The organism is Erwinia sp. 2186 (assembly GCF_057812255.1).
On the sequence record NZ_CM173824.1, the window covers coordinates 4,034,699 to 4,055,079 of the forward strand.

Below are 20,381 nucleotides of genomic sequence, written 5' to 3' on the forward strand. Positions count from 1 at the left end.
CCCTTAATTTTTTGCCGGTTTGCCGGACGGGCTGAGAAAGCCCTCCAGCACGATCAGTGCGGCACCAATACAGATGGCACAGTCGGCGATATTGAACGTGGCAAAGTGCCAGTCGCCAACGTAGAAGTCGATAAAGTCGACGACAAAGCCATGATACGCGCGGTCAAACAGGTTACCTAACGCGCCGCCAATAATCAGCGCGTAAGCAATATTGTTGAGCTTATTGCTGGCGGCAGTGCGGTACATCATCACCAGCAACGCCACCACAATCGCCACCGCGATGCCGGCAAAGAACCAGCGCTGCCAGCCGCCCTTATCGGCGAGGAAGCTGAACGCCGCCCCGTAGTTATGCGCATAGAAGAAGTTGAAAAATGGCATCACTGACATCGACTCATGCAACATCAGCGTGTTCATAATCCACTGCTTGCTGGCGAAGTCGATGGCAATCACCACCAGAACCAGCCAGACCCAGCGTAAACCGGTCGAGAAGATAGGTTTACTCATCAGGCAAACTTACGCTGTTCGCCAGCGCCCGCAATGTTGGTGGCACAGCGTCCGCACACGTCCGGATGCTCAGCACTCTGACCAATGTCAGTAGTGTAATGCCAGCAGCGTGGGCATTTCTCGCCTTCTGCTTTATGCAGGGCAATTTTCAGACCTTTCACCAGCTCGCTCTGCTGCGCTTCTTCGGTTGCCAGCGCATAGTCAGCCACCTGGGCACCCGAGGTCAGCAGCACAAAGCGCAGCTCGTCACCCAGGCTAACCAGCTTCTTAGCCAGATCGGCATCGGCGTACAGCGTTACCGTCGCTTCCAGCGATCCGCCAACGCGCTTATCAGCACGCGCCTGCTCGATCACTTTGTTCACTTCGCCGCGCACTTTCAGCAGCTCAGCCCAGTAGCTGTCGTTCATCGATTCGTTATCCGCCAGACCAAACAGGCCGTCGAACCACTCACCGGTGAAGACATACTTCTCGCGCTTGCCTGGCAGTTCGCCCCAGATTTCATCTGCGGTGAAGGACATGATCGGCGCCATCCAGCGGACCAGCGCTTCCGCGATGTAATACAGCGCGGTCTGGCAGCTACGACGCGCCAGGCCATCGGCTTTCGCGGTGTACTGACGGTCTTTGATGATATCCAGGTAGAAGGAGCCCATCTCAACCGAGCAGAACTGCATCAAACGCTGGACGACTTCATGGAAGTCATAGTTCTCATACGAAGCGAGGATATCGTCCTGCGCCGCTTTGGCACGACCCACTGCCCAGCGATCCAGCACCACCATCTCTTCCGGCTTCACGCTGTCGGTTTCTGGGTTGAAGCCGTTCAGGTTAGCCAGCAGGAAGCGCGCAGTGTTACGGATACGGCGATAGGAGTCAGCCGAGCGTTTCAGGATCTCGTCCGATACCGCCATTTCGCCGGAGTAATCGGTAGACGCCACCCACAGACGCAGGATGTCGCCACCCAGCTTGTTCATCACGTCTTGGGGTGAAACGGTGTTGCCGATGGATTTCGACATCTTACGGCCCTGACCATCAACGGTGAAACCGTGGGTCAGTACCTGGCGGTAAGGCGCTTTGCCTTTCATCGCCGTCGAGATCATCAGGGAAGACATAAACCAGCCACGGTGCTGATCCGATCCTTCCAGATACATGTCCGGCGAGTGACCGTCGAATTCAGGACGGGCATCCACCACCGAGAAGCTGGTCGAGCCGGAGTCAAACCACACGTCCAACGTGTCAGGCACTTTGACGTAGTTTTCTGCGTCGGCGCCCATCAGCTCGCTGGCGTCCAAATCCCACCAGGCCTGAATACCGTCTTGCTCAACGCGCTGAGCAACTTTCTCCATCAGCTCAAGGGTATCCGGGTGCAGCTGCTCGGTGTCTTTATGCACGAACAACGACATCGGCACGCCCCAGGTACGCTGGCGGGAAATACACCAGTCTGGACGGTTGGCAACCATCGATTCGATACGCGCCTGGCCCCAGTCTGGGATCCACTGCACGCCTTTGATCTCTTTCAGTGACTGCGCACGCAGACCTTTCTGATCCATGCTGATAAACCACTGCGGCGTGGCACGGAAGATGATTGGGGTTTTGTGGCGCCAGCAGTGTGGGTAGCTGTGCAGCAGTTTTTCCACATGCAGCAGCGCGCCTTTTTCACGCAGGATCTCAACGATCATGTCGTTGGCTTTAAAGACGTTTACGCCATCCAGCGAGGGATAGGTGCCCGGCAGGAAGCTGCCGTCTGGCCCAACCGGGTTGGCGGTTTCGATACCGTATTTCTGGCCGATAACATAGTCATCAGGACCGTGGCCCGGCGCGGTGTGAACGGCACCGGTACCCGCTTCCAGCGTTACGTGCTCGCCGAGGACAACCGGTGAAGTGTGATCGAGGAACGGATGCTGGAAGGCCTGCAGCTCAAGAGAAGCCCCTTTCACCTCGCCCAGCACTTTCCACTCGCTCACGCCGACGCGCTTCATCACGCTCTCGACCATCTCTTTTGCCAGGATCAGCGCGCGACCTTCGATCTGCAGCAGTTCGTATTCGAACTCCGGATGCAGAGAGATGGCGCGGTTAGCCGGCATGGTCCACGGCGTGGTGGTCCAGATCACCAGCGAGATCGGGCCGTCAACGTGCGCGGCGCCAAACTTGGCCTGTACCGCCTCTTTATCAACGGCATTAAACATCACGTCGATAGAGGGCGAGGTTTTGTCGTAATACTCGACTTCGGCTTCTGCCAGCGCAGAGCGGCAGTCCATGCACCAGTGCACCGGCTTGGCGCCTTTGTGCATATGGCCGTTGCCGATGATTTTGCTGAGCGCACGGATGATGTTCGCTTCAGTTTTGAAGTTCATGGTCAGGTAAGGACGATCCCAGTCGCCCAGCACGCCCAGACGGATGAAGTCCTTTTTCTGGCCTTCAACCTGCTCGGCCGCGTATTCACGGCAGGCAGCACGGAATTCTGCCGCGGTGACTTTCTCACCTGGCTTACCGATCATCTGCTCAACTTTGTGCTCAATCGGCAGACCGTGGCAGTCCCAACCCGGCACATACGGCGAGTCGAAGCCCGACAGACCTTTGGACTTAACGATAATGTCTTTCAGAATCTTGTTAACTGAGTGACCAATATGAATGCTGCCGTTCGCGTACGGAGGGCCATCATGCAGGATAAAGGTTTTTTTCCCTTTTTTGGCTTCGCGGATGATGCCGTAGAGATTGTCATCATACCAACGCTGCAGCATTCCCGGTTCACGCTTGGCCAGATCGCCACGCATCGGGAACCCCGTTTCCGGCAAATTCAGGGTAGATTTATAGTCACTCATCAGATTCTCGATTCCGTATTTCGGTTCTGTTTAAACCGGTGTTTTCAGCCCGAAAAATGTCCGGGCGCTCACCACATCTTTAGCAATTTGCTCTTTGAGCTCGTCAAGTGAAGCAAAACGCTGCTCATTTCGTATTTTTTGACAGAGCACCACGTCTATATGGCGTCCATACAGGTGCATTGCAACGTCCAGCAGGTGAACTTCTAACTGCTGACGCATGCCGGCAACCGTTGGGCGGGTGCCAATGTTGGCAACGCCAGGCAACGGTTTATCGCCCAGACCCAGCACTTCCACGGCATACACCCCTTTCACCGGCGAAACGTAGCGTCGCAACGGCAGATTAGCGGTAGGGAAGCCTAACGTCCGGCCCAGTGCATCACCGTGCACGACCCGGCCTGAAATGCTGAAGGGATGTCCAAGAAGTGCAGCCGCCAGCGGCAGATTATCTTCGGCCAACGCCTGACGGACTGCCGTGCTGCTGATGCGCTTGCCATCATCACAGAAGGTCTGGGTACTGATGACATCAAAGCCATGTTCGATGCCCGCATGCTGTAATAACAGGAAATCTCCCTGGCGACCAGCGCCAAAGCGGAAGTCATCGCCTACGGCCAGGAACTTCACATCCAGCTTGTCCACCAGTAAGTCGGTGACAAAACTTTGCGCGGTCAGCGCGGCAAAGCGGCGGTCGAAACGCACGCACAGCACCGCATCCACACCCGCTTCGCTCAGGTAGCGAACTTTATCCCGCAGGCGTGTCAGCCTGGCAGGCGCTTTATCAGCCGCAAACAGCTCAAGCGGTTGCGGTTCAAAGATCATCACCACCACCGGCAAATTGCGTTGGCGTCCTTCTTCACACAGTCGGGCCAGCAGCGCCTGATGGCCGCGATGCACGCCATCGAAGTTACCGATGGTCAGTACGCAGCCGCGATGCTGCTCCCTAAGGTTATGTATGCCGCGGATAAACTTCATGGCTGGCTCAAATTTGTGGAAATCGGCGGATTATACCTTGTACAGCTCTGAAGGTTAACCCGCGAATGCGGCTTTACTCTGTTTATCGCGGCATTTTCTGCGGTAAACTGCTCCGTCAGGCGGCAATAGCATTTATCTTGTGATTAAGCTGTATTCGGTGAGATGAAGCTGGTAGAATCTTGCGCCATCGAAACGTAATAGAGTGTCGCGTGTTTGGCGGCGCTTATTTGCACAAATCCATTGACAACCATGGGCGAAAGAGGCATATTCCTCGGCCTTTGAATTGTCCTCATAGAACTATTTGGGAGTTGGACCTTGGCTAATATCAAATCAGCTAAGAAACGCGCAGTAACGTCTGAGAAGCGTCGTAAGCACAACGCTAGCCGTCGTTCAATGTTGCGTACTTTTATCAAGAAAGTCTACGCGGCTGTCGCTCTTGGCGATAAAGCGGCTGCGCAGAATGCATTTAATGAAATGCAACCAATTGTGGACCGTCAGGCAGCTAAAGGCCTGATCCACAAAAACAAAGCTGCACGCCATAAAGCAAATCTGGCTGCACAGATCAGCAAACTGGATTAATCTCCAGCCCGCTAATCGGCTTTGATGAAAAAACCGGCTCTGCCGGTTTTTTTGTGTCTGCAATTCAGGAAAACAGCCCCGTAAAGTCCTTGTTGCAGATACGCTGTACCGCCGGATGCTGGATCATCCGCTCGGCAAATATCACGTGATACTCTTCCACCACGCTGTCTATCCTGCCCAGTTCTAAAATTCCTTTCTCAAAAAATACATCATTGGCATAGCTGGATGGCGCGACAAATATCGCATTGTGGCTGGCACCGAACGCCTTCATCAGTGCGGCATCGTCAAACTCGCCCAGAATATCCACTTCCAGTCCCTGGGTCTGAAACCAGTTCAACAGCTTTCGTCCCAGCATCGAACGACGGCCGGGGATCAGCAGCTTTCGCTGTTCAAGGCAGGCCGGGAAAGGTAAATCAGGTTGCGGTGCCTGACACCAGAAGCTGATGCAGGATTCGCCCAGCTTGACGGAGAACAGTCCTTCCTGCTGGGTGGAGTCGATTGGGCAGTCGGAGAGGATCATATCCAGCTTGTGCTGGCTCAGCTGCTCCAGCAGCATTTCGTGGGTCGATTCATAACAGCGCAGATGAATTTTATCTTCGTCGACCACCGCGGTTTGCAGCACCTGGCTGACCAACCTTTTCGACAGCACATCCGCCACGCCAACGTCGAACAGCAGACTGGCTTCCTTGCGGTAGTTAACGATATCCAGCATCTCCTGGCTGAGCTGAAACATTTTGTCGGCATAGCGGAACACCAGCTGTCCAAGCTCAGACGGCACCAGCCCTCTTCCCTGGCGTTTAAACAGTTTGCCCTGCAGACGGTCCTCCAGCGCTTTGATCTGCCCGGTGATGGTCTGCGGCGTCAGATTAAGGGCATCTGCCGCGCCCACCACCGAACCGGCTTTGCACACCTGCCAGAAGTAATAGAGATGGTTGAAGTTAATGTGTGACATGCGCGCCTCCCTGATGGCGTGATCGGAACCGGCCAGCCGGTTCCGCGTTATCGCAGTTTAAGACGCAACAGCGTGTACCCCATCACCGCAGAAATAGCCGAACCGACCAGGATACCCAGTTTCGCCAGCGTCACCATCTCTTCGTGGGCGGCATCAAAGGCCAGCGAGGCGATAAAGATCGACATGGTAAAGCCGATCCCGCACAGCAGCCCGACCGACGCGATGTCCTGCATGCGGGTGCCTTCCGGCAAGGCCGCAATCTTCAGTTTTACCGCCAGCCAGCAGATCAGGGTGATCCCCAGCGGTTTACCGATAAACAGCCCGAGAATAATGCCGATTGGCACCGCCGACAGCAGGCCATCAGCAGACACGCCGGTTAACGAGACGCCGGCATTGGCAAAGGCAAACAGCGGCAGGATCACCCAGCTCACCCATGGCGCCAGGCCATGCGCCAGGTGCATCGCCGGGGAATGACCGTTCTCTTTTTTCAGCGGCACAAAGAATCCAACCAGCACACCCGCCACCGTGGCGTGGATGCCAGACTTCAGCACCGCCACCCACAGCACCATGCCAACCAGCATATAAAGCGAGATACTGCGCACGCCCATTTTATTCAGCAGCGCCAGCACCACAATCGCGCCGCCGGCAACGGCCAGTGACGTCACGGACAGGTCCTGGGTATAGAAGAAGGCAATGATCAGGATCGCCCCAAGGTCATCAATGACGGCCAGCGCCATCAGGAACATCTTCAGCGCAGGCGGCACGCGGCTGCCGAGCAGCGCAAGGATACCCAGCGCAAACGCGATGTCCGTCGCGGTCGGGATAGCCCAGCCGTGAATGGCCAGCGGATCGTTATGGTTCATCGCCGCATAGATCAGCGCGGGGGCCAGCATACCGCCCAGCGCGGCAATCAATGGGAACATCGCACGCTCACGCGTTGCCAGCGAGCCGGAAACCAGCTCGTGCTTCACTTCCAGACCGATCATCAGGAAGAACACCGCCATCAGCGCATCATTGATCCACAACAGCAGGTTTTTGCTGATATCCAGGCTACCGAAGCGGAATTCGACCGGCATATTCAGGATAGATTGGTAAGCCTGCTGGGTGCCGGCCGTGTTCGCGAGGATCATCGCTATCGCCGCAGCGATAATGAGTACCACGCCACCGGTGGCTTCATTTTTCAGGAGTCGTTTGAGCGCTGCATTCATCTTGGCATTCCCTTAACAAAGTGATGAAGAAAAGTACCGCAAGCATACGCGCTTTAACTGCTCGTAAAAAACAGTTTATACCCGGTTATAAGGTAGGTATTTCCGAGTTGTGAAGCCGTTCGGGAAAATGCGCAAAAAAAAACGGACAGCCTGAGCCGTCCGTTAGTCTGACTTCCGCAGAAATTAACGAGTCAGGTCATCGAAGAATTTCTTCACGCCGTCGAAGAAGCTTTTCGAGCGCGGGCTGTTCTTCTCGCCGCTTGGGCCACCGAAGCTCTCTTCCAGCTCCTGCAGCAACGCCTTCTGCTTCTCGTTCAGGCTGACCGGGGTTTCTACCACCACGCGGCACAGCAGGTCGCCCTGAGCACCGCCGCGCACGGATTTAACACCCTTGCTGCGCATACGGAACAGCTTGCCGGTCTGGGTTTCCGCCGGGACTTTCAACTTCACACGGCCATCCAGCGTCGGCACTTCAATCTCGCCGCCCAGTGCTGCCATGGCAAAGTTGATCGGCACTTCGCAATACAGGTTGTTCTCTTCACGCTCGAAGATTGGGTGCTTGCGCACCTGCACCTGAACGTAGAGATCTCCTGCCGGTGCACCATGCTCGCCCGCTTCGCCTTCGCCAGTCAGACGGATACGGTCGCCGGTATCGACGCCAGCCGGGATTTTCACCGACAGGGTCTTGGACTTCTCGACGCGGCCGTGACCGTGACAGGCATTACACGGATCCTTGATCACCGAGCCGCGACCGTGACAGGTAGGACACGCCTGCTGCACGGTAAAGAAGCCCTGACGCATCTGAACCTGGCCCTGTCCATGACAGGTGCCACAGGTCTGTGGTTTGGTGCCCGCTTTCGCGCCGCTACCGTCACACACCTCACACTCTTCCAACGTTGGAATGCGGATCTCTTTGGACACGCCGCGGACAGCTTCTTCAAGCGTCAGCTCCATGTTGTAGCGTAAATCGGCACCACGCGCAGCACGTTGCTGACGACGTCCTCCGCCAAAGATATCGCCGAACACGTCGCCAAAGATATCGCTGAAATCGGCACCGCCGCCACCAAAGCCGCCGCCACCGCCGCCCATACCGCCCTGTTCAAAGGCTGCATGACCGTACTGATCGTAAGCTGCACGTTTCTGGCCATCGGTCAGAATTTCGTACGCTTCCTTCACTTCTTTAAATTTGGCTTCAGATTCTTTATCACCGGGATTACGGTCAGGGTGGAGTTTCATCGCCAGGCGTTTGTAGGCCTTTTTGATTTCACGCTCATCCGCTGATTTGGAAACGCCTAAAATCTCGTAATAGTCTTGCTTCGCCATACTGGTGTTCCTGCCCTTAACATGCGTGCACGGGCGTGGAGAAATTCCCACGCCCGTGCCGGTTATCATCAGTGGCCTGTTACAGGCCACCGTGCCCGCTCAGGGCGATTATTTTTTGTTGTCTTTCACTTCTTCAAATTCAGCGTCAACAACGTCGTCATCTTTCTTCGCAGAAGCGTCACCGGCATCCGCTGCGCCGCCAGCGGCCTGCTGCTGCTGTGCGAACTCCATCAGTTTGCTGGAAACTTCAGTCAGCGCCTGCATTTTCGCTTCGATAGCGTCTTTATCTTCGCCTTTCAGCGCTTCGTTCAGCTCGGCCAGGGCTGCCTCAATCGGCGCCTTGTCGTCTGCTGGCAGTTTATCGCCGGCTTCGTCCAGCTGCTTACGGGTGCTGTGCGACAAGTGATCGGCTGTGTTACGAACCTGAACCAGCTCTTCGAACTTACGGTCGGACTCAGCGTTAGCTTCAGCGTCACGAACCATTTTTTCGATCTCTTCGTCGTTCAGACCAGAAGATGCCTTGATGGTGATCTTCTGCTCTTTACCGCTGTTTTTGTCTTTAGCAGACACGTGCAGGATACCATCGGCATCGATATCAAAGGTGACTTCGATCTGCGGCATGCCGCGCGGTGCGCCCTGAATCCCGTCCAGGTTGAACTGGCCCAGCGATTTGTTATCCGCAGCACGCTTACGCTCACCCTGAACCACGTGAATGGTTACAGCAGACTGGTTGTCTTCAGCAGTAGAGAACACCTGGCTGTGTTTGGTCGGGATAGTGGTGTTCTTGGTGATCAGTGAGGTCATCACGCCACCCATGGTTTCGATACCCAGAGACAGAGGGGTAACGTCCAGTAACAGAACGTCTTTCACTTCACCCGCTAACACGCCACCCTGAACCGCAGCACCGACGGCAACCGCTTCATCCGGGTTTACGTCTTTACGTGGTTCTTTACCGAAGAACTCAGCCACTTTCGACTGCACCATTGGCATACGCGTCTGGCCACCAACAAGGATAACGTCGTTGATGTCTGAAACAGACAGACCGGCATCCTGCAGCGCCACTTTCAGCGGGTCGATAGAGCGAGCCACCAGATCTTCAACCAGTGATTCCAGCTTCGCACGGGTCACTTTGATGTTCAGGTGCTTAGGACCAGTCGCATCAGCCGTGATGTACGGCAGGTTCACGTCGGTCTGCTGTGCAGAAGACAGTTCGATTTTCGCTTTCTCTGCCGCTTCTTTCAGACGCTGCATTGCCAGCGGATCGTTGTGCAGATCGATGCCAGAATCTTTCTTAAATTCTGCCACCAGATAGTTGATCATGCGGCTATCGAAGTCTTCACCACCCAGGTGGGTATCACCGTTGGTTGCCAGCACTTCAAAGGTTTTTTCGCCATCAACTTCATCGATTTCGATGATGGAGATATCGAAGGTACCGCCGCCCAGGTCATAAACCGCGATAGTGCGGTTGCCCTGGCCTTTGTCCATACCGTAAGCCAGTGCCGCTGCGGTTGGTTCGTTGATGATACGTTTTACGTCCAGACCTGCGATACGGCCGGCATCTTTCGTTGCCTGACGCTGCGCATCGTTAAAGTACGCTGGAACAGTGATAACCGCTTCAGTTACCGGTTCGCCCAGGTAATCTTCAGCCGTTTTCTTCATTTTCTTCAGCACTTCAGCAGAGATCTGCGGCGGTGCCATTTTCTGGCCTTTCACGTCGATCCAGGCGTCACCGTTGTCAGAACCGGCGATTTTGTATGGCATGATTTTGATATCACGCTGCACTTCTTCGTCCTGGAAGCGACGGCCAATCAGGCGCTTAATCGCAAACAGGGTATTCTGTGGGTTGGTCACAGCCTGACGCTTAGCCGGTGAACCGACCAGAATCTCGCCGTCCTGGGTGTACGCGATGATGGAAGGGGTGGTGCGATCGCCTTCCGCATTCTCCAGTACACGCGCTTTGCCGCCATCCATAATCGCGACACAAGAGTTAGTCGTACCCAGGTCAATACCAATAATTTTACCCATCTATACATCTCCCACTTAAATTTATGTCAAATCAGTTTATGAACACTTAATGCGGGCTTTTTTTGCCGTTTCAACTGCTGGCGCCGCGCTTTTTTTCCAGGTCCATAACCTTGGATGCCAAATAAGATGGGGCCATCCAGAGCGGCATCAAGGGGCAAGGTGAAAAAAATTTCGTTTTTTCCACTCTTCAGATCAAGGTTTGCCGGACGGCGGATCATTATGATGCCGCGCGAGTTGAAAAAATGGGGCCATTAATCCGCAAAAACAGCCCCTTTCAGTCAGTTACTTCAGTTTTTTTTACTTCTTGATCATGGATATCAGAGGATTTATGGACAGCAGCAAATTAGCGAACCCCGGACCGCTCGGCCTGATGGGCTTTGGCATGACCACCGTATACCTTAATCTGCATAACGCCGGTTTCTTTCCGCTTAACGCCGCCATTTTCAGCATGGGGATATTTTTTGGCGGTCTGGCGCAGATCCTCGCCGGCCTTATGGAGTATAAAAAAGGGAACACCTTCGGCCTGACAGCCTTCACCGCCTATGGCTGCTTCTGGCTGAGCCTGGTGGGCATTTTACTGTTACCCCGCACCGGACTAGCAGAGCCCGCTGATGACACCGCGCTCGGTATCTGGCTGGCATTATGGGGCGTGTTCACGCTGTTTATGTTCTTTGGCACCCTGCGCGCCAACCGGGCCTTACAGTTTGTCTTCGCCAGCCTGACGCTGCTCTTCGCCCTTCTCGCCATCGGCCATATTGCCGGCAATCATGCCGTGATGATGCTGGCAGGCTATGAAGGCATTCTTTGCGGCGCCAGCGCGATTTATCTGGCCATGGCCGAAGTGATTAATGCGCATTTGGGGCGCACAGCGCTGCCCGTTGGCGAGATGAATAAGGCGTAATTTGCGGAAGAAAGTGACCCGCCCGGCCGTTGAAAAATGACCGGGCTTTTTTATTAGCTGAAGGTACGACCGCCCAGTGCGTCACGCTTGCCATCGCGCTTTAACCAGATGCCGACCAGCAGACCGATTGCTGACAGCGCCAACACATAATAAGCCGGGGCCAGCGGCGTCACCGCCATAATCAGGGTGACGAAAATTGGCGTTAAGCCGCCAAAAATGGCGTAAGCGACGTTATATGAGAAGGCAATACCGGTGAAACGCACTTCCGCCGGGAAGGCCCGCACCATCACATAAGGCACCGCGCCGACCACGCCCACGCTTAAGCCCACCAGCGCGTAGCAGGGGAATAACAGCTCGGGATGCGCGCCAACCGTGCGGTAAAATATCCAGCTGCACACCGCCAGCAACAGGCTGCCCACGATAAAGGTTTTACTGGCGCCAAAGCGATCGGCTGCAAAGCCCGCGCAGATGCAGCCCACCAGCAGCATCACCGTCGCCAGGCTGTTGGCCTGCAGTGCTTGCGCAGTCGGAATGCCGTACTGCTTTTGCAGCAAGGTCGGCGTCATCAGGATCACCACCACAATTCCCGCCGAGAGCAGCCAGGTCAGCAACATGCTGATGGCGATTTCGCGTTTATGTTTCACCACCACCGCTTTCAACGGCAGTTCCGCGGCCAGCGCTTTCCGCGCTTTCATCTCGACAAAGATCGGGGTTTCCTGCAACCAGCGGCGCAGATACAGCGCGATAAAGCCAAACACGCCGCCCAGCAGGAACGGGATACGCCAGGCGCCGGACAGGATGCCCTGCGGACCAAAGGCGCTGTTGACCAGCGTTGCCACCACCGATCCCAGCAGGATGCCCGCGGTGAGCCCGGCGGTCAGGGTGCCGCAGGCAAAGCCGATGCGTTTTTCGGGAACATGTTCAGCGACAAACACCCAGGCACCCGGCACTTCGCCACCGATCGCCGCGCCTTGCAGCACGCGCAGCAGTAACAGCAGGATCGGTGCGGCAATGCCCAGCGTGGCATAGGTCGGCAACAGCCCCATCGCCAGCGTGGGCAGCGCCATCAGCAGAATGCTCAGACTGAACATCTTTTTGCGCCCCTGGCTGTCACCGAAATGCGCCATGATCAGGCCGCCTAACGGACGGGCAAGATAGCCGGCAGCGAAAATGGCAAAGGTCTGGACCTGGCGCAGCCAGTCGGGAATATCCGCCGGGAAGAACAGATCGCCAATCACCGCCGCGAAGAACACGAAGATGATGAAGTCGTAGAATTCCAGAGCGCCACCGAGCGCCGCCAGAGAAAGTGTCTTGTAATCCTGCCGGTTCAGGCGGCGATCGTTATCGTGCAGCATAATTATTCAGGCACATCCAGAAGGTGAAGAAAAAAGGTGAGTGAGAAGTTGTAAAGCTATCCTTACTATACCGTTCAATTCCCGCTACACCAGCTCGATCTTATGCCTGAATTACGCCATTTTTAGCCGTTTGTTTCGCGACGCGCACTTTTGGGACGAAATGCTGCTACCACCGCGTCGTGCGTCTCGACATACGGGCCTTCCAGCAGCTGAATGCAATACGGCACGCTGGCAAAAATACCGTGCACGCGCGCCTTACCCTCGGCATCCTTCAGCCCTTCCAGCGTCTCTTGAATCGACTTTGGCTGGCCCGGCAGATTAATAATCAGCGATTGTTTACGGATCACGCCGACCTGACGGGAAAGGATCGCCGTCGGCACAAAGTTGAGGCTGATCTGGCGCATTTGCTCGCCGAAACCGGGCATCTCGCGATCGGCAATCGCCAGCGTGGCATCCGGGGTGACGTCACGACGCGCCGGACCCGTGCCGCCCGTGGTCAGCACCAGATGGCAGAACATTTCATCCACCAGCTCGCAAATCGCCTGTTCAATCATCGGCTGTTCATCCGGCACCAGCCGTTTTTCAATCTCAAACGGCGTCGCCAGCGCCTGGGTTAACCAGGCCTCAAGTGCAGGCAGCCCCTGATCCTGATAGATGCCGTTGGCGGCACGATCGGAAACCGAAATTAAGCCTATACGTAGTGTATTCATGGTGTGGTCACTGTGTTTACGGCCACGGTAAAAGCGCGGGCGTGGAGGAGGATAAAAGCAGGATAAACCATTACAAAGCGGGATGTACAGCGGGGGAAAACGGTGGCCGGATAACCGGCCACGGTCGGAGACTTACAGCAGGTCGGCAATCATTTTGTCGAGTTTGCCCTGGTCGAGCGCAAAGTTACGGATTCCCTGAGCCAGTTTATCGACGGCCATCGGATCCTGGTTGTGCTGCCACAGGAACTCAGATTCAGTCATTTTCGCCGGACGCGCTTTCACTTCGCCGGTGTAAGACAGTTTACGCTCCAGCGTCCCTTCGGTTTCTGCCAGCTCTTTCAGCAGGTTCGGTGAGATGGTCAGACGGTCGCAGCCAGCCAGTTCGATGATTTCGCCAACGTTACGGAAGCTTGCGCCCATCACAACGGTTTCGTAGCCATGCTGCTTGTAGTATTCGTAGATTTCAGACACGGAAACCACGCCTGGATCTTCATGGGCAGCGTACTCTTTCTTGTCAGTGTTGGCTTTGTACCAGTCGAGAATACGGCCGACGAACGGAGAAATCAGGAACACGCCCGCTTCAGCACAGGCACGCGCCTGGGCGAAGGAGAACAGCAGCGTCAGGTTACAGTTGATGCCTTCTTTTTCCAGCTGCTCAGCAGCACGGATGCCCTGCCAGGTGGACGCCAGTTTGATCAGGATGCGGTCGTTGCTGATGCCAGCATCGTTATACAGTTTGATCAGGGAACGGGCTTTATTGATGCTGCCTTCGGTGTCGTAAGACAGACGGGCATCGACTTCGGTAGAGATACGGCCAGGGACCAGCTTCAGGATTTCCAGACCGATATTGACGGCCAGCTTGTCCGCAGCGTAGTTCACCTGCTCTTCTTTGTTGCTGCTCTGATCGCGAGCCCAGGTAACCGCTTCATCAATCAGCTTGCGGTATTCAGGGATCTGCGCGGCGCTCAGGATCAGGGAAGGGTTGGTGGTAGCATCTTGCGGCTTGTACAGCTTCATCGCTGCAATGTCACCGGTATCGGCAACAACGGTAGTCAGTTGACGCAGGGAAGTCAGTTTATCCGTCATGGTTGTCATTCTCATCAGAGTAGAGTTATCGGGTTCTAGAAAATGTCTGACACGGATAATATCACGCGAAGCTTGCCATGCAAGGTAAGGTTGCCCGCAGGCCACGCAGTGCTAAATTGATGAAGAATACCCCCTTTAACGCGCCGGGGATCAGTAAAGGCAATGGCAGCGATTACTCCTTTCATGTCACTTTTTTGCTAAAGTAACGGCTAAACTTTTGCCCCTCGCGGCATATTCATACAAGGACTCAGGCATGTTGATGGTTATCTCCCCAGCCAAAACGCTGGATTTTGAAAGCCCGCTGGCGACCAAACGTTTCACCCAACCTGCGTTGCTGGATGATTCCCAAAAACTGATTGAGGTTGCCCGAAAGCTGACGCCAGCGCAGATCGGTTCACTGATGCATATCAGCGATAAGCTGGCTGGACTGAACGCCGATCGTTTCCATAACTGGCACCCGCCGTTCACCCCGGAAAATGCCCGTCAGGCGATCCTCGCCTTTAAAGGTGATGTCTATACCGGCCTGCAGGCGGAGACCTTTAAAGAGAAGGATTTCGATTTTGCTCAGCAGCACCTGCGTATGCTGTCCGGCCTTTACGGTCTGCTGCGCCCGCTGGATTTGATGCAGCCCTATCGTCTGGAAATGGGCATCAGGCTGGAAAACCCGGCTGGCAAAGATCTCTACACCTTCTGGGGCGATAAGCTGACCGAAGCGCTGAATGCCGCGCTGGCCGAGCAAGGCGATGATGTGTTGCTAAACCTGGCGTCCGATGAGTATTTCAAAGCGGTGAAGCCGAAAAAGCTCAATGGCCGTATCATCAAGCCGGTGTTCCTCGACGAGAAAAACGGCAAGTTCAAAGTGATCAGCTTCTATGCCAAAAAGGCACGGGGCCTGATGAGCCGTTATGTCATTGAGAATCGCCTGACCAAACCGGCACAGCTGAAGAAGTTTGATGTGGACGGCTACGCCTTTATCCCGGAAGAGAGTAGCGATAGCGAACTGATGTTTAAGCGCCGCGAAGCGGCCTGACAGCACACCGGCAGCATAAAAAAACGGCCCTTTTCAGGGCCGTTTGCATGGGTGGATACGGCCCACAACGGGGCCGGAGACCTTATTTGTGCAACAGGAACTCGCGCAGTTCCGCGAAGTCCGCTTTCATCTCATGGGAGAGCAGCGGCAGGTTGGCACGCTGTGCCAGCTCTTCTGGCACCGGCAGCTTGCGGTCGAGGATCGCTTCCACGCTTTCGATAAACTTGGCCGGGTGCGCGGTGCCGAGGAATAAACCAAACTCCCCTTCCTGCAACTGATCGCGCAGCATACGGTAAGCAATCGCCGCGTGGGGCTCAGAGATGTAACCCAGGTCCGCCAGCTCACGCATGGTGTCTTTGGTGGTCTGATCATCAACCGCACCAAAGCCCAGATCGGTCAGGCGCCAGGTTTTGCGGCGGAAGATCTCTTCCACGCGCGGCCAGTTGTTCGGCTGGCTGACATCCATCGCGTTAGACAAGGTGGAAACCGTGGCATTAGGCTGCCATTCGCCCTTCTCAAGGAAGCGCGGAACGGTGTCATTGGCGTTGGTAGCGGCAATAAAGCGCTTAACCGGCAGGCCAAGGGATTTCGCCAGCAGGCCCGCGGTCAGGTCGCCGAAGTTACCACTCGGTACGGAGATCACCAGCTGGTTACGCTTCTCCTGAGGCAGTTGTGCCACCGCTTCGAAGTAGTAACAAATCTGCGCCAGCAGGCGGCTGATGTTGATCGAGTTTGCCGAGTTCAGGCCAATGGCTTTCTTCAGCAGCTCATCATCGAAGGCCTGCTTCACCAGTGACTGACAGGCATCGAAATCGCCTTCAATGGCGATGGTCTGGATATTGCCACCCAGCGTACAGAACAGTTTTTCCTGCAGCGGACTGATTTTGCCTTTCGGATAGAGGATCACCACGCGAACGTTTTCCATGCCGAAGAAAGCATGAGCAACTGCCGCACCGGTATCGCCGGAAGTGGCGGTCAGAATGGTGATTTTCTCATCGGCGCCGCTAACGTAGGAGAGCATTTGCGCCATAAAACGGCCGCCAAAGTCTTTAAACGCCAGCGTTGGACCATGGAACAGCTCCAGCGCAGCGATATCATCCGTCACCTTTTGTACCGGTGCCGGGAAGCTGAAGGCGGTTTTCAGGCGCTGATGCAGCTGATGAGGTTCGATCTCATCGCCAATAAAGGCAGAGAGGATTTTGCTACTGCGGGTAACGAAATCCATTTCCAACATCTCGTCGATGTCGGTCAGTTCAAACTCAGGCAGCTCGAGCGGAAAGAACAGGCCCTGCTGTTTGCCGAGGCCTTGCTTAACGGCCTGCGAGAAGCTTACCTGCTCGTTGTGATCCTTAAGATTATACAGTTTCATGCGTTATCCCAGTTTACGTGCGCCTGCCGTGTCTATGCGGCAGATATGAACGAAGCCTTCATCATTTTGCAGATAGTGCTGGCTGAGCCAGTCTGCCATGCGCTGCGCCGTGTCCGGTTGGTTACAGACGGCGAATAGCGTTGGGCCGGATCCTGAAATCCCACAGGCCAGCGCGCCAATATCCTGCGCGGCCTGACGGGCTTCAGCAAATCCCGGTAACAGCTTGGTGCGGTAAGGCTCGGCGATCACATCGCGCATCAGCTTTGCCGCCAGCGCCGGTTGCTGCGTGTGGCAGGCATGAATAAACCCACCCAGGTAGCGACCGTGCTTAATAATGTCTTCTTTACGGTACTGTGCCGGCAGGATCGCGCGGGCTTCCGCGGTGGAAACTTTGATCCCCGGGTAGGCCATTACCCACAGCCAGTCATCAAAGCCTGGCACCTGCTGGCTGATAATCCCATTTTCCTCGAGCATCAGCTGAATGCCGCCGAGGAAGCACGGCGCCACGTTATCATAATGCACGCTCCCGGAAATACGCCCTTCCAGTTCGCCCATCAGCGCCAGCAATTCGGTATCGCTCAGCGGCTTACCACAGTGCTCGTTCATCGCCATCAGGCCAGCCACCACCGAACAGGCGCTGGAACCCAGGCCGGAACCGATTGGCATGTTTTTTTCAAGCGTCATCGCCACCGGCACGCGTTTGCCAATCGCTTCGCAGAAACGATCCCAACACTGCCAGACGATGTTTTCCTGCGGATTGGTGGGGAGCTTGCTGACGAAACGCCCTTCATTACGCAGGCTGAATTCGCTGGCCGCTTCCACGGTCACGCAGTCGCCCAGCAAGGCGCCGTCAATCGGAGACACCGCCGCACCCAGTACATCAAAGCCCACGCTGACGTTGCCGATTGAGGCAGGGGCATAAATCTTAACCATTCTTAAACTCCCAACTTCCATGACAAGGTGCGTAACAGGTCGGCGAACACGCCTGCTGCGGTCACATCATTACCGGCACCGTAGCCGCGCAGAACCAGCGGAATGGGCTGATAGTAGCGGCTGTAGAAGGCCAGGGCATTCTCGCCGTTTTTCACTTTATACAGCGGATCGTTACCGTCCACGGCATCAATTTTTACCTGACAACGGCCACCTTCTTCAATGGCGCCGACAAATCGCAGCACTTTGCCCTCTGCACTGGCCCGCGCCACGCGGGAAGCAAAGGCATCATCCAGCTCTGGCAGACGCGCCATAAAGGTTTCCACGTCGGCAATCGCCGTGAATTCTTCTGGCAGCACTGCTTCAATCTCGATGTCGCTGAGCTCCAGCTGGTAGCCGGCTTCACGGGCAAGGATCAACAGCTTACGCGCCACGTCCATCCCGGAGAGATCGTCACGCGGGTCAGGCTCGGTGAAGCCCATTTCACGTGCGGTTTTGGTGGCTTCCGACAGCGACACGCCTTCATCCAGTTTACCGAAGATGAACGATAAAGAGCCAGAAAGGATGCCGGAGAAACGCAGCAGCTCATCACCGGCATTCAGCAGGTTTTGCAGGTTCTCGATCACCGGCAGGCCCGCACCAACATTGGTATCGTAAAGGAATTTACGGCGAGATTTCGCCGCCGCCGCACGCATCTGCAGGTAGTAATTGTAAGAGGAGGTGTTGGCCTTTTTATTCGGCGTCACCACGTGGAAGCCTTCACCGAGGAAGTCGGCATACTGATCGGCAACCGCCTGGCTTGAGGTACAGTCCACAATCACCGGGTTCAGCAGGTGATACTCTTTTACCAGACGCATCAGGCGGCCAAGATTAAACGGCTCTTTGGCGTCAGCCAGCGACGCTTTCCAGTTCTCCAGCGGAATGCCGTGCACGTTGGTCAGCAGCGCTTTGGAATTGGCGATGCCACAGACCCGCAAATCGATATGTTTATTTTTCAGCCACGCCTGCTGGCGATGCAGCTGATCGATCAATGCCGCGCCGACGCCACCGACGCCAATCACAAACACTTCAATCACCTGGTCAGTGGCGAACAGCATCTGATGCACCACGCGCACGCCGGTGGTGGCCTGATCGTTATCCACCACCACCGAGATAGAACGCTCGGAAGAGCCCTGGGCGATAGCCACGATATTGATATTGGCCCGCGCCAGCGCCGAGAAGAATTTGGCAGAGATGCCGCGCAGCGTGCGCATACCGTCGCCGACCACTGAAATCACCGCCAGATGCTCCATCACGTCCAGTGGCTCTAGCAGGCCATCTTTCAGCTCAAGATAGAACTCTTCTTCTAATACGCGTCGGGCACGCGCCTGATCGCTCTGCGGCACGCAGAAACTGATGCTGTATTCAGACGAGGACTGGGTGATCAACACCACCGAGATCCCGCTGCGGGACATGGCGGCAAAGACTCGCGCCGCCATGCCGACCATCCCTTTCATGCCCGGGCCGGAGACGTTAAACATCGCCATGTTATTCAGATTGGTGATGCCCTTAACCGGATTATCATCATCCGAGCTGTCGCCACCAATCAGCGTGCCGGGCGCCTGAGGATTGGCGGTATTCTTGATCAGGCACGGGATCTGGAACTGTGCGATAGGAGTGATGGTGCGCGGGTGCAGCACTTTCGCGCCAAAATAGGAAAGCTCCATCGCTTCCTGGTAGGACATCGATTTCAGCAGGCGCGCATCCGGCACCTGGCGAGGATCGCAGGTGTAAACACCGTCCACATCGGTCCAGATTTCACAACAATCAGCGCGTAAACAGGCGGCCAGCACCGCGGCCGAATAATCGGAGCCATTGCGGCCCAGTACCACCAGTTCACCTTTATCATTACCGGCGGTGAAGCCGGCCATCAGGATCATGTTTTCTGGCGGGATTTGGCTGGCGGCAATGCGGCGAGTGGATTCAGGGATATCAACGGTGGATTCGAGGTAATGCCCAACGGCCAGCAGCTTCTCAACCGGGTCGATGACGCTAACGCCATGTCCGCGCGCCAGCAGCAGCGCTTCCATAATAGCGATCGACAGCTTTTCGCCACGGCAGATAATCGCCGCGTTGACGCTGTCCGGGCACTGTCCCAGCAGGCCAATGCCGTGCAGGATCTGCTTAAGCTGCGCAAACTCCTGGTCGACAACGGTTTTCAACTTGTCGTACTGGAAACCCGGCTGCACTTCCGCCAGGCCCTGCAGCAGGGAAGCAAAAATGCTTTCCGCATCGCTGATGTTCGGCAAGGCATCCTGGCCGCTGATGGTTTTTTCAATCATCGCCACCAGGTGATTAGTGATCTTAGCTGGCGCGGACAATACGGTAGCAACCTGTCCCTGCTTCGCATTACTTTCCAGAATGTCTGCCACGCGTAAGAAGCGTTCCGCGTTGGCTACTGAGGTTCCACCGAATTTCAGCACTCGCATATCAAAATCTCCTGAATTTTTGCCGAAAAAAAAGCCCGCACTGTTTAGGTGCGGGCTTATTTTTGATGATTCCTGTATGCGTCAGCCCGCACCGTTACCTGTGGTAATGGTGGTGGTAATAATGATTGTTGTCATCAGGCTGAAATTGCGCATTTT

At 55.6% G+C, this 20,381-nt stretch carries 18 protein-coding genes and 1 other annotated feature; of the genes, 3 read left to right on the forward strand and 15 right to left on the reverse strand.

Features of this window, described 5'->3' with window-relative positions:
* Positions 1–3: 3 nt before the first annotated feature.
* The 3 genes from lspA to ribF are packed head-to-tail and all read right to left on the reverse strand — an operon-like array spanning position 4 to position 4,289.
* Entirely contained in the window at positions 4–504 is a 501-nt protein-coding gene (gene lspA / locus ACXKZG_RS18890; RefSeq protein ID WP_013200711.1) for a signal peptidase II, read from the reverse strand.
* Positions 504–3,320 (reverse strand): isoleucine--tRNA ligase, encoded by a 2,817-nt coding sequence (gene ileS / locus ACXKZG_RS18895; RefSeq protein WP_013200710.1) that lies wholly within the window; start codon positions 3,318–3,320, stop codon positions 504–506. Before ileS ends, lspA begins: the two co-directional genes overlap by 1 nt.
* Before the next feature lie 30 nt (positions 3,321–3,350).
* Positions 3,351–4,289: a bifunctional riboflavin kinase/FAD synthetase gene (ribF, locus tag ACXKZG_RS18900; protein WP_053140334.1), complete on the reverse strand. Its 939-nt coding sequence runs from the start codon at positions 4,287–4,289 to the stop codon at positions 3,351–3,353.
* A gap of 315 nt (positions 4,290–4,604) precedes the next feature.
* Between ribF and rpsT the strand changes: the two genes are divergently transcribed.
* Positions 4,605–4,868 (forward strand): 30S ribosomal protein S20, encoded by a 264-nt coding sequence (rpsT, locus tag ACXKZG_RS18905; RefSeq protein WP_013200708.1) that lies wholly within the window; start codon positions 4,605–4,607, stop codon positions 4,866–4,868.
* Between the two features lie 64 nt (positions 4,869–4,932).
* Here the strand turns inward: rpsT and nhaR are convergent, their stop codons facing one another.
* The 5 genes from nhaR to ACXKZG_RS18930 all read right to left on the reverse strand — a co-directional run bounded on the left by nhaR (position 4,933) and on the right by ACXKZG_RS18930 (position 10,594).
* A complete protein-coding gene (nhaR, locus tag ACXKZG_RS18910) occupies positions 4,933–5,820 on the reverse strand; it encodes a transcriptional activator NhaR (protein ID WP_013200707.1) in 888 nt (295 codons plus the stop codon).
* Between the two features lie 47 nt (positions 5,821–5,867).
* The gene (gene nhaA, locus ACXKZG_RS18915) at positions 5,868–7,028 is read right to left on the reverse strand and encodes a Na+/H+ antiporter NhaA (protein WP_346566971.1); all 1,161 of its coding nucleotides are present in this window, start codon (positions 7,026–7,028) and stop codon (positions 5,868–5,870) included.
* A 183-nt stretch (positions 7,029–7,211) separates the two neighbouring features.
* On the reverse strand, positions 7,212–8,351 hold the full coding sequence (dnaJ, locus tag ACXKZG_RS18920; RefSeq protein ID WP_013200705.1) for a molecular chaperone DnaJ: 1,140 nt from the start codon (positions 8,349–8,351) through the stop codon (positions 7,212–7,214).
* Between the two features lie 108 nt (positions 8,352–8,459).
* Positions 8,460–10,376, reverse strand: a complete 1,917-nt coding sequence (dnaK, locus tag ACXKZG_RS18925) for a molecular chaperone DnaK (RefSeq protein ID WP_013200704.1) — start codon at positions 10,374–10,376, stop codon at positions 8,460–8,462.
* A gap of 26 nt (positions 10,377–10,402) precedes the next feature.
* Complete coding sequence (locus tag ACXKZG_RS18930) at positions 10,403–10,594, reverse strand: hypothetical protein (RefSeq protein ID WP_041691897.1); 192 nt, start codon at positions 10,592–10,594, stop codon at positions 10,403–10,405.
* A 110-nt stretch (positions 10,595–10,704) separates the two neighbouring features.
* On the opposite strand from ACXKZG_RS18930, the gene satP reads away from it, so the two are divergent.
* The gene (satP, locus tag ACXKZG_RS18935; RefSeq protein WP_488875268.1) at positions 10,705–11,277 is read left to right on the forward strand and encodes an acetate uptake transporter; all 573 of its coding nucleotides are present in this window, start codon (positions 10,705–10,707) and stop codon (positions 11,275–11,277) included.
* A 53-nt stretch (positions 11,278–11,330) separates the two neighbouring features.
* Here the strand turns inward: satP and ACXKZG_RS18940 are convergent, their stop codons facing one another.
* The 3 genes from ACXKZG_RS18940 to tal form a co-directional block, all read right to left on the reverse strand.
* Positions 11,331–12,632, reverse strand: a complete 1,302-nt coding sequence (locus tag ACXKZG_RS18940; protein WP_488875269.1) for an MFS transporter — start codon at positions 12,630–12,632, stop codon at positions 11,331–11,333.
* Positions 12,633–12,754: 122 nt separating this feature from the next.
* Positions 12,755–13,342, reverse strand: a complete 588-nt coding sequence (gene mog / locus ACXKZG_RS18945; protein ID WP_013200701.1) for a molybdopterin adenylyltransferase — start codon at positions 13,340–13,342, stop codon at positions 12,755–12,757.
* A gap of 132 nt (positions 13,343–13,474) precedes the next feature.
* Positions 13,475–14,428, reverse strand: coding sequence for a transaldolase (tal, locus tag ACXKZG_RS18950; RefSeq protein WP_488875270.1), 954 nt, complete (start codon positions 14,426–14,428; stop codon positions 13,475–13,477).
* 253 nt (positions 14,429–14,681) lie between these two features.
* Here tal and yaaA point away from each other — a divergent pair, with 253 nt between their 5' ends.
* Positions 14,682–15,458, forward strand: coding sequence for a peroxide stress protein YaaA (yaaA, locus tag ACXKZG_RS18955; protein WP_488875271.1), 777 nt, complete (start codon positions 14,682–14,684; stop codon positions 15,456–15,458).
* Between the two features lie 82 nt (positions 15,459–15,540).
* Here yaaA and thrC read toward each other — a convergent pair whose 3' ends face one another.
* The 4 genes from thrC to thrL all read right to left on the reverse strand — a co-directional run bounded on the left by thrC (position 15,541) and on the right by thrL (position 20,378).
* A complete protein-coding gene (gene thrC, locus ACXKZG_RS18960) occupies positions 15,541–16,827 on the reverse strand; it encodes a threonine synthase (protein ID WP_013200698.1) in 1,287 nt (428 codons plus the stop codon).
* A 3-nt stretch (positions 16,828–16,830) separates the two neighbouring features.
* The gene (gene thrB / locus ACXKZG_RS18965) at positions 16,831–17,760 is read right to left on the reverse strand and encodes a homoserine kinase (protein WP_053140355.1); all 930 of its coding nucleotides are present in this window, start codon (positions 17,758–17,760) and stop codon (positions 16,831–16,833) included.
* Between the two features lie 2 nt (positions 17,761–17,762).
* A complete protein-coding gene (gene thrA / locus ACXKZG_RS18970; protein WP_134823449.1) occupies positions 17,763–20,225 on the reverse strand; it encodes a bifunctional aspartate kinase/homoserine dehydrogenase I in 2,463 nt (820 codons plus the stop codon).
* Between the two features lie 24 nt (positions 20,226–20,249).
* Positions 20,250–20,371 (reverse strand) — a sequence feature (Thr leader region).
* The gene (gene thrL, locus ACXKZG_RS18975; protein WP_071822137.1) at positions 20,307–20,378 is read right to left on the reverse strand and encodes a thr operon leader peptide; all 72 of its coding nucleotides are present in this window, start codon (positions 20,376–20,378) and stop codon (positions 20,307–20,309) included. (Overlaps the previous feature by 65 nt.)
* Positions 20,379–20,381 lie beyond the last annotated feature (3 nt).

Excerpts from the sequence above, each read along its gene's own strand:
- ACXKZG_RS18930 (WP_041691897.1), bottom strand. The coding sequence starts at position 10,594 with ATGATCCGCCGTCCGGCAAACCTTGATCTGAAGAGTGGAAAAAACGAA.
- lspA (WP_013200711.1), bottom strand. The coding sequence starts at position 504 with ATGAGTAAACCTATCTTCTCGACCGGTTTACGCTGGGTCTGGCTGGTT.
- ACXKZG_RS18940 (WP_488875269.1), bottom strand. The coding sequence starts at position 12,632 with ATGCTGCACGATAACGATCGCCGCCTGAACCGGCAGGATTACAAGACA.
- mog (WP_013200701.1), bottom strand. The coding sequence starts at position 13,342 with ATGAATACACTACGTATAGGCTTAATTTCGGTTTCCGATCGTGCCGCC.
- tal (WP_488875270.1), bottom strand. The coding sequence starts at position 14,428 with ATGACGGATAAACTGACTTCCCTGCGTCAACTGACTACCGTTGTTGCC.
- thrC (WP_013200698.1), bottom strand. The coding sequence starts at position 16,827 with ATGAAACTGTATAATCTTAAGGATCACAACGAGCAGGTAAGCTTCTCG.
- nhaA (WP_346566971.1), bottom strand. The coding sequence starts at position 7,028 with ATGAATGCAGCGCTCAAACGACTCCTGAAAAATGAAGCCACCGGTGGC.
- thrA (WP_134823449.1), bottom strand. The coding sequence starts at position 20,225 with ATGCGAGTGCTGAAATTCGGTGGAACCTCAGTAGCCAACGCGGAACGC.
- ileS (WP_013200710.1), bottom strand. The coding sequence starts at position 3,320 with ATGAGTGACTATAAATCTACCCTGAATTTGCCGGAAACGGGGTTCCCG.
- dnaJ (WP_013200705.1), bottom strand. The coding sequence starts at position 8,351 with ATGGCGAAGCAAGACTATTACGAGATTTTAGGCGTTTCCAAATCAGCG.
- ribF (WP_053140334.1), bottom strand. The coding sequence starts at position 4,289 with ATGAAGTTTATCCGCGGCATACATAACCTTAGGGAGCAGCATCGCGGC.
- nhaR (WP_013200707.1), bottom strand. The coding sequence starts at position 5,820 with ATGTCACACATTAACTTCAACCATCTCTATTACTTCTGGCAGGTGTGC.
- yaaA (WP_488875271.1), top strand. The coding sequence starts at position 14,682 with ATGTTGATGGTTATCTCCCCAGCCAAAACGCTGGATTTTGAAAGCCCG.
- satP (WP_488875268.1), top strand. The coding sequence starts at position 10,705 with ATGGACAGCAGCAAATTAGCGAACCCCGGACCGCTCGGCCTGATGGGC.
- dnaK (WP_013200704.1), bottom strand. The coding sequence starts at position 10,376 with ATGGGTAAAATTATTGGTATTGACCTGGGTACGACTAACTCTTGTGTC.
- thrB (WP_053140355.1), bottom strand. The coding sequence starts at position 17,760 with ATGGTTAAGATTTATGCCCCTGCCTCAATCGGCAACGTCAGCGTGGGC.